Below are 15,347 nucleotides of genomic sequence, written 5' to 3' on the forward strand. Positions count from 1 at the left end.
CTATTCAATCTTAAGTTTAACCCCTAGTGATATATACGTAAATAGGCATCAGCGCAAATCCCACACACACGACGATAGCATACACCGTACCGATGACCTTTATCCAGCGTACATATTTGGGGTGAAATACCCCCAAAGTACGTATAGCACTATGTACACCATGTATCAAGTGATAGCACAATGCCACCATCGACAGCACATAAATAACGACATACCACCATTCCTGAAATGTAGTGACCACCAACTGATAGAGATCTTTATTCCCATTGCCATCTAATGGTAGTGTACCAAATTTATAGACGTACCAAAAATTCTGAAAATGGATAACCAAAAAGATCAATATAAGCGTACCCAGTACCCCCATATTACGGCTGTACCATTTACTGGCGCGCCCTCTGTTATCCTTTTGATAAGGCTTAGCGGCCTTTTTATTTTTCGAGGTAATAATCAGCGCATCTACCACATGCACGATAATACTAAGATAAAGCACATAGGAAACCATCTTTATCAGCGCATTGCCTGATAGAAAATGAGAATACCAATTAAACTGAAGTCTAGCCTCTTCTTCGGGCAGGAACAACTGTAGATTTCCCAATAAATGTATGATTAGGAAGAAACCCAGAAACAGCCCTGTCAGACATAGAAGCATTTTACGAGATAATGTTGTCAACATCGCCTTACATATTTTAATAATAACCAATTACTTTCATCCATAGTCCACCTACAGCCATGTAGATCACCAATAGAAGCACCCCTATCTCTAGCCCCCGTAACCACCAGGCTTTCAGCTCGACATAACCGCTACCAAAATATACCGGCGCAGGACCGTGTCCATAATGCGTCAATACCCCATAGATAGAGCCCATAAAACCCAGCATCATAGCCAACAGCATACCTGGAATCCCCAAGGATATCCCTACACTCAATAGCGCGGCATACATCGCTGCCACATGAGCCGTTGCACTTGCAAAAATATAGTGACTAAAAAAGTAGACCAATACAATAACAGGGAAAGCGACCGTCCAACTCAGCCCTCCTATCTGTACCTTCACCAGATCACTGAACCAACCTATAAAGCCAAGTTCATTGAGCGAACTGGCCATCATCACCAAAACAGCAAACCATACAATCGTATCCCAGGCTCCCTTCTCGGCCTTCACATCTTCCCAGGTCAGTACCGAGGTAAGCAACAACAGGGTCAGCCCGATAAAAGCCGTCGTCGTCGCGTCGATAGAAAGTGCACCACCAAAGATCCATAGTGCCAGTAATACGAAAAAAGCCAGCAACATCAACCATTCATTGACTTTTATCGGCCCCATCTCCTTCAGTTTCTCCGTAGCCATCTTAGGCGCATCGCCCGTCTTTTTCAACTCTGGCGGATATATTTTATACATCACCAGTGGTACGATAAAAAATGCGGCAAGCCCAGGTACAAATCCCGCTGCTGCCCAGGACATCCAGGTGATATCGACCCCAAGATTGGCGGCAAACTTTTGACACATCGGATTACTTGCCGTCCCGGTCAAGAACATGGACGAAGTAATCAGGTTCATATAATAACTATTGAGCGTCAAGAAAGAACCCAGCTTACGATGCGTCTTCGGATCATCAGGGACAGAGCCAAAGCTCATCGCCATCGATTTCATGATGGGATATATGATCCCTCCACCACGGGCTGTATTGCTCGGTATCGCTGGTGCCAGGCACATATCAGCCAATCCCAGTCCATAGGCCAGTCCGAGCGAACTTTTTCCAAAGATCTTGATAAACAAAAAAGCAATGCGATTTCCCAGCCCCGTTTTTATAAATCCCCGGGCAATAAAGAACGAGATACCGATCAGCCAGATCACCTTATCACCAAAGCCGCTCAGCGCTTTCACAATAGAAGCACTCGGATTGCCTGGCGCAAGCACCTGAGTCAATGCGGTAAAGCCGATGGCCATCATACACATCGTCCCCATAGGGGCTGCTTTAAGAATAATACCAAGGATAGTAGAGGCAAATATGGCAAACAGATGCCAGGCCTCGGGGGTCACTCCCTCTGGTGGAGGGATAAACCATAGTGACAAAGCGATTAAGAAGGTAATACCTATTCTTTTGATATCGATCTCTTTCATAAGTAGATAATTAATACATGAGCTCGCAAGCTCGGTTTGATTTTTATGTTCCGCCTATTGACGGATTGATTTATTCAGTTCATTAAAGACGACTTTGCACCTGTATGATAAATAAGTTACCATTGTGCGTAGTCGTATTAGCCAGTTGATGCTTATAGCGATCCATCTGCATCCCCACCTGTATCCGTGCTCCGTAATCCTTCAGGAATTCGAGTCCAAGCATCGGTGTCCATGTCTGCCGGGGATTAGAATCCCTACTAAAGCTTCGATCTAAATACTCGTAACGGCAGGAAGCTTCTATAGATCCCAAGTTCTTATGCCTGATCTGATAGCGTAGATTGGGCAAAAAGTAAAATCCCCGTACGAGGTAACTATTGATATCATTGGGTCTATCTTCCTCCGGAATAGTCTTATACAAGGCATGATTAGTAGCCTGTTTTCCTTCCAATTGCAAATCCAGATTCCACTTGGCCGAAAACGGCACATTCCCCACAATATCCGCTCCCCATGCATACACATTCTTCTTGATCACCTCCCCTACACCACCATTCAACCCGATATTCACACCGTATTTTTTAGACAGGCCAAATACCAATCGCGTCATATACTGCTTTCCGTTATCGCTATCCGAGACCTGATTTTTACCGTTGCCATTCACGACCGATACCGCGTATTGAAAAGGCATCTTGCCGACATGCAGCGTTCCTCCGATCGAAGCCCCTATTTGGAAACTCGTCCATCCTAACTTTCCAAATTCACTATATTGATTCGACCAGTCCAGCGACTTAATAATATCTGCCGGAATTGTCTCTTCAATACCGAACCAAGGCCTAAACTGCCCTACCGTAATCGCTGCTTTTGGGCTGAACGTATATTTCAGATACGCATTTTCCAAGACACGGCTTTTCGGGTCATTCTTAAAGTCCGCCAGATTGACCAAGGCTACAACCTCCGTCCGTTGGCTTATTTTAGCCTGCACCTGCGCACGCATATATTTCAGTGCAAACGAATTGCTGGTTCCCGAACCATCCTCATGATGCTGCCCTCCCACATCGACATCCTCATTGGCACTCACTACATATCGAGCTTGAAAGAGTCCTTTAAACTTAAATGTTGGGTAATTTTCAAATTTCTTGCCCCAGGTACTATCCGGCACCTGTGCATAGGCCGCTATAGGAATACCCCAGGCGATTGATAAACAAGAAACAAGGTAAATACAAGCTTTTTTCATAGGCTAATGCACAGTTACAGTTTTTTACATAGTAGTTGGTTATAGTAGATACACCAATTGTCATCAAATTGTTTTAAAAAAATATTAATTATAAAAAAAACCGTTACGGTATGTAACGGTCGACAAGCAGAAATAGCGCTTATGCGGGATATTATCTACCAAAGGCGAATGCCTCCTGTAGGGGATGGGCCTTCCCTCTGAGCCAAAAAGAAAGCATTTGCATTCCCACCACAGAGAATGTAATCCCATTACCTCCGAATCCCAATACAAAGTAGGCCTCTTTAAAGGAGGTGTGAGTCCCGATATAAGGTAGTCCATCTTTGGTCTCCCCAAAAGTACCCGTCCATGAAAAGTCCGTATAAAATGTCCTCTTAGGAAATAGCCGTTCAAAACTCTTACTGAGTTTACCGGCCTTACGTGCCAATAGGGCATCCCTCCTTTTAGGGTTGCTAAATTTTTCGTCCCCACCTCCTATCAATACCCGCCCATCGTCAGTACAACGCATATAGATATAAGGTGCATCTGTATTCCAAACCAATAGATTTCTAATCGGTTTACAGGCTTCTGCATCAACCTCTGAGACAATGGCATAAGTACTCAATAAGTCCACGAACCGTTCTTTGATCATACTTTTACTTTCGTATCCAACGCAATACACCACTTTCTGCGCCTGAATCTTTGCTCCTGTACCTACTGCACAATGACTATAGCCCTTACGATGCCTAACCTTTTTGAGTTCGGTCCGGTCAAAGACCCGCAATCCCCGCTTATGATTATAAGCCAGTAATTCATGCAATAGACAGAACGCATCCACACTGGCCCCTTGCTGAGACAGAATCCCGCCATAGGTCTTTTCTAATCCAAAACGTTGGGATAGATCCTCCTTCGAAATCCATTCTACATCAAAACCAGCCGCTGCACGCGCTTCGAGTTCCTTTTTCAAACCAGCGACATCTTTCCGCTTTGCAGCGAAATACAGGGACTCTTTACGCACAAAACCAGCTTCTGAAGTTATTTCTTTGGCAATGTCTTCCAATTGGTCGATCGCACGCGAACAGGCCTTATAACTCGACACCGCCTTCTCCGCACCGATGAGCTCACACAGCTTGTACAACGGCACGTCAATTTCATACTGCAACATAGAGGTCGTCGCAGACGAACTCCCGTAACCAATCTCCCGCTTGTCGATCAGGACAGTATCGTAGCCATCAGCAATACACTGATGTGCAATCAACGCCCCAGTAATCCCTCCGCCCACAACCAAGATTTCGCAATCGATATCTTCTTTCAAAGAAGGATAAGAATCTAACAATCCATTTTTTATAAGCCAAAAAGGCTCCGGTGATTTCAAATCCATAAATTTTATCTAATCAAAGCCAACGTCATTTTTAAAAAACATAAAATAGATAATGACCAATATAACTACCGCAATAGCAATCGCCCACATAATCCCTTTCCCGGCCGGCTTATCATCAGGTTCATTCTTTACTACATCAGGCACCTGTCCCTCATATTCTTCTTTCTCGTTCGTTTCCATAGTTTCTAGTTTTTTGTCTCAGATGAACAGCTCAAACCCTATTTTAGTTTTCCCTGTCTCCATTAGGTGCATCTACTTCGCGCTTTCCACAGTTAATACGGTACCTCAGACCGAACTTCCCCCCGTTGTCCGCCAATTAATACCCCTATTCGATTAAGTCATAAACTATATGCTTATATAGCTGTCCTCTATGCAAACAAAAAAATAACGATATGGAAAACTTACATCAAGACACAGCAGACCTTTTGAATCAACTTATAGAAATCAATAACGACCGGATCGAGGGATATGAAAAAGCGATTTCTTTATTGCCCGAAGAAGGCAACTATGGTTTACAGGATGTTTTCGAAAAATACCGAGACCAATCCATTCAGTTCAAAAATGAACTGAAACCGCTGGTTATCCGCGAAGGCGACATGCCTACCGAAGAGACACGTACCAGTGGCAAACTATTCAGGACATGGATGGAAATCAAATCTGCCGTCGCTCCTTATACCGTGAAAGCTATACTCGAGAGCTGTGAGCGTGGAGAGGACGAATTCAAGAAAGTCTATAAAGAAGGAATAACAAAATATGGACATGCATCCCCCACAATTGTTTCGATTATCCAAAGCCAAGCGAGCCTACAGCTCGAGGCCCACGACCACATCAAAGAACTACGGGACAATATAGATATGTAGCTCTTTTTTCATACAGACAACAGCATATTACCACTTTATGGATAAACTGTAAAGTGGTAATATCTTTTTTAATCCACCAGTCTATTAACAACCGCGTACTTTATTAAAGAAGCCGAGTTCTTTACCCCCGTTTTCTCAATCAGATTCTGCCGGTGCCCTTCCACAGTTCGTTTGCTCAAGAATAATTTGTCCGCTATCTCCACATTGGTATATCCATCACTGATCAATTGCAAGACCTCTACTTCCCGATCACTTAGTTCAATTCCATCTGCAGCTCCTTCCCCCTCATATCCCCCAAATGCCGGAGGCTGTGCGATTACCCGTTCAAGCAAAAGCATCGCGAGCTCCTCACAGAGGTAGCGTCCCCCATTGCCGATATGCGCAATCGCAAAGAGTAACTCGTCATAACTGACATTTTTCACGAGATAGCCTTTAGCGCCTTTCTCAAATGCCTGCGCGACGTTCTGTGTATTGTTCAACATCGACAATACAATAATTTTTATATCGGGATATTGTTCCACCAACTTTTCAGTCAACTGCAGTCCATCCATCCCAGGCATATTAATATCTGTAATAATCACGTCCGGAATACTTCCTTCCGCCAGATAAGCAATCGCCTCCTTACCATTGTTAGCTTCGGCAATCACTTTCATATTTTCTTGTGTATCCAATAATAACTTAATTCCATTACGGACCACCAGATGGTCCTCTACCAAAATTATCTTAATCATACTGTTAGTTATACATTGTTATAAGTACCTGACTGCTCTCTGAAACACGATTTACCTCCAAAGTTCCGTCGTATAGACCGATTCTGTTATGCACATTATGCAGCACAGCGTCTGGATAATGCTGAAAACTCTCCTCACCAAGACCTCTAGATTCACTTAAGTTAATATTTATTTTATTTCCTTTCACCGTAATTATCAATGAAGCCTCGTAGGGGCGAGCATTTAGCTTCCAACTTTGCAATAAGGCCTGCACCACACGGTAACAGCAAAACTGAAACTCGGGCGATTTGTCCGCTATACGTGCATCGATTTTATAACGAAGATCATATCCCAACCGTTTTATACCAAACACCATATCCTCCATTGCCGGCAAAAAACCGACATGCACAAAGACATTCGGCAACAGCTCATTAGAAAGTTCTGTAATCTTTCTGATCGTATCATTTAACCGTTTCTTGAGCACCGATATTTCATCCTCGTAGCCGTTTGAGATTATAAAGTTCTGCATACTCACGCGCAATGCATAGAGCTCCTGTGCCACATCATCGCGCAAAGTCAATCCGATCTGCGCAAGCTCTGCCTCATACATATCAAAAAACGAGCGGTACAGTGTATCGAATTTATCCTTGGTCAGCGTTGCAAAACTATCTTCTTCATCCAAAAACACCACACTATACCCTACGCTATTTTCTTCCAGTTTTTCCTTTTTACTGTATAAGCTGATCCACTTTGTCCCTTTTTTACTTTTGCGCAATTGTATATACGATAGAACCTTAAGGTACTCAAAGTTGGTATGCGTAAAAAAATGCGACAGACGCGCCTTTTCCTTGCCTACAAAAAGATCAAAAAACACCTTGCCTAGTACATTCCTTTTATCGGTATATCCCATCTGTCCTAATACCTGCCCATCGGCCTCGATTATCTCAAAGGCATCATTCAACAACACCCTTCCCTGTGCCCCATGCGGAAACACCTCCTTCATTACGAAAACCTCATTTGGCGGATGGTTTATCATCAGCTTTGATCGTTCGAAGAGTTCGTGTTCCTTTTGTTTTCTATTTATCTCCATCCAATCCAAAGATTAATACCTTCTCCTATACCTAGCAAAGGAACGGAGCAATGCGATAGAGAAGCAAAAACCAAACCTATTCTACCCTATTAAATACCTGTTATTAATTTATTTTTTTGCGGTTTATACGTGCTCTAAAATATTTGTACCTGATATCTATTGCAAAAACACCTCTTTTAAAAATCATGCTTCCATAAAGATATTGATAAACGCGATAGTCACAAAGCACCAAAATAGACACAATATACTAATTTACAAACAGATACACCAAAACAGCTATATATACCTGATTGACCGTATTTTTCCCTAGGAACCTTAATGTGCCTACGCGGTGCCTCTTTTTGTTAATAATCCTGCACCATATTTGATGTATTCCAATAACAAATACACACTTACAACTTAGAAAATATCGATATGAGAACAGCACAATTAAACTTGACGATTTTAGAAAACAGCCCTATTCTAAATAGTATAGCGCAGAAGTTCACTAGCGATCCGTATGAAAAGGAAGAGTTGGTCCAGGAGACTTTCATACGTTCTCTAAATTATTTGGAGAAGTTTGTTCACAATCCCAAATTGGTCGCTTGGTTATATACGATAATGAAAAATATATACATCAATAAATACCGTAGACAAGTCAAATACAGGACTATCGAATCCGAACTTCAACATATCACGCACTTCGAAAAGACATCTTGGAATAAAGGGGAATCCAAATTCGTTATGGAAGATATACAAGAAGCCCTATCCAAGCTACCTCCTTCCAACTACAAAGCCTTTACCATGTTCGTGGAAGGTTATAAATATAACGAGATCGCTGAACACCTACAGGTCCCTGAGGGAACCGTGAAAACAAGAATACACATGGCCAGAAAGCTGCTCAAGGAAAACCTTAGCGGATATGTATCTTAATACGGATAGAAAGTAATGTAAAATGCCCTTCTATAGAATTATAGAAGGGCATTTTATTTAAATCGTAACTCGTCCGCCAGTAACTGGAATAGTCGCTCCAGAAATATAGGACGCAGCATCTGAGGCTAAAAATACATATACTGGCGCAATCTCTACAGGTTGACCAGGTCTACCTATAGGCGTATTTACTCCAAATTTTTCATGATCAGGTATGGTACTCGGAATCAGAGGGGTCCATACCGGACCCGGAGCTACTGCGTTGACACGTATTCCTGAGCCATCCTCTAAGAATAGTTGTGCTAAGCTAGCTGTAAAATTCTGAATCGCGCCTTTACTCGCTGCATAAGGCAAGAGCGTAGGGTTCGGATCATATGCATTCACGGAAGTCGTATTTATAATACTACTTCCTGGTCTCATATATTTTTTCGCCGCTTTTACGAGATAGAACATCGCACTCATATTCGTTTCGAAAGTTTTATTCCATTCTGATGCACTGATTTCTTCCACAGTTTTATACGTCATCTGATATGCCGCATTATTAATCAAAACATCGACCCTACCCAATTCAGCCACACAAGTACGAACAATAGTCTCACAGTGTGATTCGGAACGAATATCTCCGCGAATCAATACACAGGTACGACCTGCTTTTTCTACCCAACTTTTGGTATCAAGAGCATCTTCATCCTCAACTTCTTCTTTGTACGCGACTACAATATCTGCACCTTCCCGAGCCATAGCGATTGCGACGGCTTTACCTATACCCGAATCTCCTCCTGTAATAAGAACGACTTTTTCTTTTAACATCTCCCTACCTTCATAGGATTCTTCGCCATGATCAGGAACTGGACTCATCGCACTAGAGATACCGGGTACAGCTTGATCCTGCTTTTCAAAGGGCGGTTTCGCGTATTTATCAATTGGATTATTTTCTTCTGGTTTCATAGTGTTTTATTTTAAGTTCAAAAGTTAACAATGAACAGCTCCAACATCAAATTGTTAATAAAATTAGCCGTACAAGTATTTACCCCTAGCGACAGTACCGTAATAAATACCCCTTTCGTCCTTTATCCCTGAATCGCCACCGTCTTTTACAAACTATTCCTACTAAGAGACGTTAGAATAAGTATAGTATTACATCTATTTAGGTCAATTTCGACCTATCACCTTACCTTGTATGCAAACAAAACGAACTATAATCATCTCCAATCGATTGCCTATACGTATCGAAAAACAGGATGGTAAATTACTTTTTATTCCCAGCGAAGGCGGTCTCGCCACCGGTCTTGGCTCTTACTATAAAAAAGGCGGAAGTATCTGGGTCGGTTGGCCGGGATATATCCCAGAGAGCCCAGAAGAAGAACAACTCATTCGAGAAGAACTGGCCAGCCATAACCTCATCCCCGTTTTCTTGAGTGCCCAAGAACTGGAAGACTACTATGAAGGATTTTCAAATGAGATATTATGGCCCATCTGTCATTACAGATTATCCTACGCCGTATTTGATAAGTCCTACTGGGCAGCCTATCAACAAGTAAATCAAAAATTCTGCGATGCCACGCTAGCACAGCATATCACCGAAAAAGATGAGATATGGGTTCATGATTATCAACTGATGCTGCTTCCCCAATTACTACGACAGCAGAACAATTACCTGACCATTGGCTACTTTCAGCACATCCCCTTTCCTGCCGACGAGATTTTCAGATGTATCCCTTGGCGCAATGAATTACTAAAAGGTCTGCTGGGGGCCGACCTCATTGCCTTCCATACCTATCATGATGCCCAACATTTTCTCAATTCCTGCTTAAATCTCCTTCATCTCTCGCCCAAAAATAACAGCGTACGTTGTCGGGACCGCAGGGTACATGTAGAGGTGTTTCCGATGGGTATCGATTTCGAAAAATTTGAACAGCTGTCCAAATCTGCCGACGTACTCTCTAGAGTACATGTGCTACAGGAGCAGTATCAAAATCGCAAAATCATTCTTTCCATCGATCGACTGGATTACAGCAAGGGCATTCTCGAACGGCTAGCTGCCTACGAGAATCTCTTACAGACCTATCCCGAGTTACGCAACCGCGTAGTTTTATATATGCTTGTAGTCCCTTCCCGCGACAATGTAGCGCAGTACAAATTACTGCGCGACGAGATTGACCGAATGGTCGGTCATATCAATGCCGTGTACGGTTCGGACGAATGGACACCGATTACCTACTTCTATAATTCGCTGGCCATCGAAGACCTGTCTGCCTTATATGTTGCTGCAGACATCTGCTTGGTCACCTCCCTGCGTGACGGAATGAACCTGGTCTGCAAGGAATATATCGCGAGCAAATCCCAACGACAGGATGGCGTGCTCATCCTCAGCGAATTTGCAGGTGCTGCCAAAGAACTTCCGGAAACGATACAGATCAATCCCTATTCCATCGAAGACATCACCCAGGCTATACATCTTGCCATCTATATGCCCCATAAAGAGCAGCAGCAACGGATGAAAAGCAATGTCGCTCTGGTCAAAAAATTCAATATCAGCCATTGGGTAAAATTATTTTTCAACCGCCTGCATGAAATCAAACGGGAGCAAAAAACCCATGCCAGTAGAAAACTACAGGGACCTACCCTCAAAAAGATCACCGATAGGCTTGCCCAATCCAAAAGAAGATTACTTTTTCTTGACTACGATGGTACCTTGGTCGGATTCCAAAAAGAGGCCAATGCAGCACGACCCACCGCAGCAGTGCTTCAAGTCCTAGCAGACCTCCAACATGACCCTGCCAATCAGATTACGATCATCAGCGGACGGCCGCATACCGATTTGCGCAAATGGTTTGGCGACACCGATTACTTCCTCATCGGCGAACATGGGGCATGGAGCAATTTTCCCGATGGGCAGTGGCGGGATAAACCCGATATGCCTACCGCCTGGAAAACTCCAGTACGCCGTATCATGTCCAAATTTACCGACCGCACCCCTGGAGCAAATATTGAAGAAAAAAACTATTCCCTGGCCTGGCATTATCGAAAAGTGCATACCGGACTAGGTCTGATGCGTGCCCAAGAGCTAGCAGATGCATTACGCTACCTGCTACCCCAATATGGTCTGCAGCTTCTTATGGGAGACAAAGTGATTGAAGTAAAAATCAATGTGCTGAACAAAGGAAAGGCTGCTTTGGAAATCGTAGAACAATACCAGCCCGATTTTATATTCGCCATCGGTGATGACTCTACAGACGAAGATATGTTTTTCGAGCTACAGGACTCGGCAGTGACCGTCAAAGTCGGCACCAAACAGACCCTAGCACAGTATTACATCGAAAAACAGGAGGATGTCCTTGACTTGCTCAGCCAGCTCCGCGTACCACAGAACAAGAAAACAGCGCTATAAACGGATTCCTAACACCTTTCATACTTAAACGATACAATATGACAAAACAGAAGCATCTTTACAACAGTGGAATTATCGGAAACTGTGCTTATATAGCACATGTAGGCAAAGACAGCAACATCAACTGGTTGTGCTGGCCTTCTTTCGAAGACTCTTTTGTATTTGGTACACTGCTGGATGAACATAAAGGAGGACGGTTTAGTATTACTCCTCCTGGAGATATTCTCCACTCCAGCCAGCACTATATCGAGAATACAAACATCTTATGCACGACTATAGAAAGTGCCGAAGGAAGCTACCGCATCACCGACTTTGCGCCCCGCTTCGAGCAATACGAACGCTACTATAAGCCCCTAGTCTTGATTCGAAAGATAGAACCTATCTCAGGGCATCCCAAAGTAAGGGTCATCTGTGACCCTAAATACCAATACGGTGAAGCTTCCTTTCAAAAAAGCAGAGGCAGCAACCATATCCAATTTGAATCTGGCGATGTCAAGATGCGGCTAGCGACCAATATGCCCATCAGCCATTTCTTTAATGATGTCAGCTATCTGATCAATAAGCCTGTATATTTGATCCTCACATTTAGCAATTCTTTTGAGGCCCCTATCGCCCGTACCGCCGAAGACTTCTTGACCCGTACCCGTCAATATTGGCACCGCTGGGTGAAGAATGCTTCCATTCCAGCTTTCTATCAAAAAGAAGTGATCCGGTCTGCACTTGCCCTTAAGTTACATCAATACGAGGATACGGGAGCCATAATTGCCGCCAGCACCACCAGTCTACCCGAACACCCTGGTGCCGGACGTAACTGGGATTATCGATTCTGTTGGGTCCGCGACAGCTATTACGTACTTACCGCCCTGAGCCATATCGGTCATTTCGAAGAGATGGAACGCTATGCTTCCTACATTGCCAACATCACCCAATCGGACCCTGGTCGGTTACAACCTCTTTACGGTATCCTCGGCCAGTCTGACCTTGAAGAGAAAATACTAGATTCCCTAAATGGCTACCAGGGCAACCAGCCCATCCGCATAGGCAATCAAGCCTCCGAGCATATTCAAAATGACGTTTATGGTCAAGCGATGATAGCCCTGCTCCCCCTATTCACCGATCATCGGTTCCGCCACCAAAACACCGGGTTCGCAGCCGAATGGACACGTTTTATACTCCGCAAGATGGAGCTCACCATTGATGAGAAAGATGCAGGCATCTGGGAATTCCGGAATATGGAAAAACGGCATTGCTATTCCAACCTTTTTCAATGGGCCGGTGCCACGGCGGCATTAAAAATAGCAAGGCAATATGATCTAGAAGACATCAATAGGCAGGCAAATGTAATCCGCGATAAAGCCGCACAACACATCGAGAGCTGCTATGACAGCGAGCGCATGGTCTATACCAATGCCCACGAGAGTACGGATCTGGATGCCTCGACCTTACAGCTTATCATGATGGGGTATCTCGACCCCAACTCGAAAAAAGCCAAAGAACATCTCAAACAATTGGAAAAAGTACTGAAGGGAGACCAAGGATTATTCTACCGCTACCTTCACAAAGATGACTTTGGACGTCCACGGTCCACCTTTTTGGTCTGTGCATTCTGGTATGTAGAGGCACTGGCCTGTGTGGGTAGACTCGACGAAGCCCAGAAAGTCTTCAAGCAGTTACTGTCCTTTGCCAATCACCTCATGTTATTCAGCGAAGATGTAGACGATTATGATGGCAGCCAATGGGGTAATTTCCCGCAGGCCTATAGCCATGTTGGACTGGTCAACGCAGCCTATCGCATTGCTATAAAGCTCGATAGCCCCACTTTTTTCGATAACACCAACAGCTAGCACGAGTTTTGATTGCCTTCCGCTGTTACGGTTTCTACGTCACTACTGCGACAAATACCCAGTTCCAAAAGAGTAGATTTTGAGGTTAAAACAAGTATTCTACACCGCCGTTTCGGTCTGTTTTTTGAAGTTAGTATAGCGTAAACAACTCAACATACTATTATGGATATACAAGATTTGAAAATTACCGCAGGACAGATGAGAAGCTTGATCATTGCGATGATCAATGTAGACACACAAAATAATAAGAGCATGACAAAGAACCATGGAAAACAGATAAAAGACGATGCCAAGTACGAAGCATTACGCCGTGGAGGGGCCAGCAAAGAAAAAGCCGCCCGCATTGCCAATTCGCCCAATGCCAGTAAAAAAGGAGGTAAAAGTAGTCCAATGGAAGAACGTACCAAACCCCAACTTCTAGAAGAAGCAAAAAAAATTGGTATTAAAGGACGATATAAGATGACAAAAGGTGAATTGATTGCTGCTGTTCGTAATCACTAGTTATGCCAATAGCAGATAATTTAATATCAGATTCCGAAGCCTTGCACGAAGCAGGGCTTCGTTATGTTTCGTGCAAAGAGCGAGGCTACCAGCGCGTGCGCCGTGGAAAAAAAATTAAATACATCGATCAGGAAGGTAAGCCGATTCAAAATCCGCAAACGCTGGCCCGTATCCAAGCTTTAGTGATACCTCCTGCTTGGAAAAATGTTTGGATATGTCCTCTTTCTAATGGCCATCTACAAGCCACAGGCAAGGATGAACGTGGACGCAAACAGTATCGGTATCATCAGTTATGGACTGAAATACGTAAACAGCAAAAATTCAGCAATCTATACATCTTCGGCAAAAAGCAAGCTCAGTTAGAACGACAAATAATAAAAGACCTAGAATTAACTAAATTCTGTAAAGAAAAAGTATGTGCTTTAGCTTTAGCAGTTATGAGTAGGACTTACTTCCGTGTGGGCAATACTATTTACGAGAAGGAAAATAAATCCTACGGACTCACTACCTTACGTAACCATCATCTAAAACAACTCTCTACCCATAAAGTATTTTTTAAATTTATTGGGAAGAAAGGGATACAGCAGCAGCATTTTTTGAAAGAAAAATCCCTGATCCGTTTATTGAACAAGGTAAAAGAAATTCCCGGTCAACGACTATTTCAATATTATAATCATATGGATCGGATAACACCTCTTGATTCGGGAAATCTAAACGATTACATTCAAGAAGCGACCAAGACCGATTTAACATGCAAAACACTCCGCACATGGTACGCTTGTATATTGACGCTTTACTATATGGGTCAATCGATACCCTTGAAAAATCAAACTGAACGTACGACCCAACTTTTGAGGGTTATCGACTCCGTAGCACACCAATTAGGGAACACCCGAGCCGTTACACGTACACATTACATACACCCCTCTATTCAGGAAATATACCTCTCTGGCGATTTAAATCAATGGATAAAGCGGGTCAATAAACAAGAACATCTAAAACCAGCGGATAACTTATATAAACGCAAATTAATGCAACTACTCCGCTATACTATCCAACAACCCTAGTTACCTAGGAGCTAGTCGAACACTATCTTGTTGGGCGTCCATGCTATCTAGGTTGGCAGAATCTAATGTCCCATACCTCAGTTCATCTGTAGGATTCAAGTTATACCGGGACTTATCGGATTCCGTCACAGGCCCTGGTCCTGACTTTCCACTTACTTCCTTTGTACTACTCCTACACCCTATCATCAAAAGCGCACTTAGCATCGTAATGAAAAAATAATCGTATGTTCTCATAATGATTTGATTTAACTTATACAAAGAACATATCAA

General features: G+C 43.3%; 15 protein-coding genes. 6 read left to right on the forward strand and 9 right to left on the reverse strand.

The genetic code is table 11. From position 1 onward, the window contains the following. Positions 1–16: 16 nt before the first annotated feature. The 5 genes from CLV99_RS06920 to CLV99_RS23160 form a co-directional block, all read right to left on the reverse strand. Positions 17–673: a succinate dehydrogenase cytochrome b subunit gene (locus CLV99_RS06920; protein ID WP_133583741.1), complete on the reverse strand. Its 657-nt coding sequence runs from the start codon at positions 671–673 to the stop codon at positions 17–19. 13 nt (positions 674–686) lie between these two features. Continuing rightward, entirely contained in the window at positions 687–2,117 is a 1,431-nt protein-coding gene (locus CLV99_RS06925) for an anion permease (RefSeq protein ID WP_133583742.1), read from the reverse strand. An 82-nt stretch (positions 2,118–2,199) separates the two neighbouring features. After that, complete coding sequence (locus CLV99_RS06930; RefSeq protein ID WP_133583743.1) at positions 2,200–3,348, reverse strand: porin; 1,149 nt, start codon at positions 3,346–3,348, stop codon at positions 2,200–2,202. A 151-nt stretch (positions 3,349–3,499) separates the two neighbouring features. Further along, entirely contained in the window at positions 3,500–4,705 is a 1,206-nt protein-coding gene (locus CLV99_RS06935; RefSeq protein ID WP_133583744.1) for an NAD(P)/FAD-dependent oxidoreductase, read from the reverse strand. A 9-nt stretch (positions 4,706–4,714) separates the two neighbouring features. After that, a complete protein-coding gene (locus tag CLV99_RS23160; protein WP_162850043.1) occupies positions 4,715–4,885 on the reverse strand; it encodes a hypothetical protein in 171 nt (56 codons plus the stop codon). A 212-nt stretch (positions 4,886–5,097) separates the two neighbouring features. Here CLV99_RS23160 and CLV99_RS06940 point away from each other — a divergent pair, with 212 nt between their 5' ends. Continuing rightward, on the forward strand, positions 5,098–5,565 hold the full coding sequence (locus CLV99_RS06940; RefSeq protein ID WP_133583745.1) for a PA2169 family four-helix-bundle protein: 468 nt from the start codon (positions 5,098–5,100) through the stop codon (positions 5,563–5,565). Positions 5,566–5,633: 68 nt separating this feature from the next. Here CLV99_RS06940 and CLV99_RS06945 read toward each other — a convergent pair whose 3' ends face one another. Next, a complete protein-coding gene (locus CLV99_RS06945) occupies positions 5,634–6,296 on the reverse strand; it encodes a response regulator (RefSeq protein WP_133583746.1) in 663 nt (220 codons plus the stop codon). 4 nt (positions 6,297–6,300) lie between these two features. Beyond that, the gene (locus tag CLV99_RS06950; protein ID WP_133583747.1) at positions 6,301–7,365 is read right to left on the reverse strand and encodes a sensor histidine kinase; all 1,065 of its coding nucleotides are present in this window, start codon (positions 7,363–7,365) and stop codon (positions 6,301–6,303) included. Between the two features lie 414 nt (positions 7,366–7,779). Between CLV99_RS06950 and CLV99_RS06955 the strand changes: the two genes are divergently transcribed. Further along, the gene (locus CLV99_RS06955; protein WP_133583748.1) at positions 7,780–8,277 is read left to right on the forward strand and encodes an RNA polymerase sigma factor; all 498 of its coding nucleotides are present in this window, start codon (positions 7,780–7,782) and stop codon (positions 8,275–8,277) included. Positions 8,278–8,334: 57 nt separating this feature from the next. Here the strand turns inward: CLV99_RS06955 and CLV99_RS06960 are convergent, their stop codons facing one another. After that, positions 8,335–9,222 carry an SDR family oxidoreductase gene (locus CLV99_RS06960; protein ID WP_133583749.1) on the reverse strand — a complete coding sequence of 296 codons (888 nt, stop codon included), beginning with the start codon at positions 9,220–9,222 and terminating at the stop codon, positions 8,335–8,337. Between the two features lie 232 nt (positions 9,223–9,454). Here CLV99_RS06960 and CLV99_RS06965 point away from each other — a divergent pair, with 232 nt between their 5' ends. The 4 genes from CLV99_RS06965 to CLV99_RS06980 all read left to right on the forward strand — a co-directional run bounded on the left by CLV99_RS06965 (position 9,455) and on the right by CLV99_RS06980 (position 15,077). Further along, positions 9,455–11,665, forward strand: a complete 2,211-nt coding sequence (locus CLV99_RS06965) for a bifunctional alpha,alpha-trehalose-phosphate synthase (UDP-forming)/trehalose-phosphatase (RefSeq protein ID WP_133583750.1) — start codon at positions 9,455–9,457, stop codon at positions 11,663–11,665. Positions 11,666–11,703: 38 nt separating this feature from the next. After that, the gene (locus CLV99_RS06970) at positions 11,704–13,509 is read left to right on the forward strand and encodes a glycoside hydrolase family 15 protein (protein WP_133583751.1); all 1,806 of its coding nucleotides are present in this window, start codon (positions 11,704–11,706) and stop codon (positions 13,507–13,509) included. A gap of 162 nt (positions 13,510–13,671) precedes the next feature. Continuing rightward, on the forward strand, positions 13,672–14,010 hold the full coding sequence (locus CLV99_RS06975; RefSeq protein ID WP_246032709.1) for a DUF7218 family protein: 339 nt from the start codon (positions 13,672–13,674) through the stop codon (positions 14,008–14,010). A 2-nt stretch (positions 14,011–14,012) separates the two neighbouring features. Beyond that, the gene (locus CLV99_RS06980; RefSeq protein ID WP_133583752.1) at positions 14,013–15,077 is read left to right on the forward strand and encodes a DNA topoisomerase IB; all 1,065 of its coding nucleotides are present in this window, start codon (positions 14,013–14,015) and stop codon (positions 15,075–15,077) included. Here CLV99_RS06980 and CLV99_RS06985 read toward each other — a convergent pair whose 3' ends face one another. Beyond that, positions 15,078–15,311, reverse strand: coding sequence for a hypothetical protein (locus CLV99_RS06985; protein ID WP_133583753.1), 234 nt, complete (start codon positions 15,309–15,311; stop codon positions 15,078–15,080). It lies immediately after the preceding gene. Positions 15,312–15,347 lie beyond the last annotated feature (36 nt).

The sequence above is a fragment of the Sphingobacterium yanglingense genome, assembly GCF_004363245.1.
Taxonomy (GTDB): domain Bacteria; phylum Bacteroidota; class Bacteroidia; order Sphingobacteriales; family Sphingobacteriaceae; genus Sphingobacterium; species Sphingobacterium yanglingense.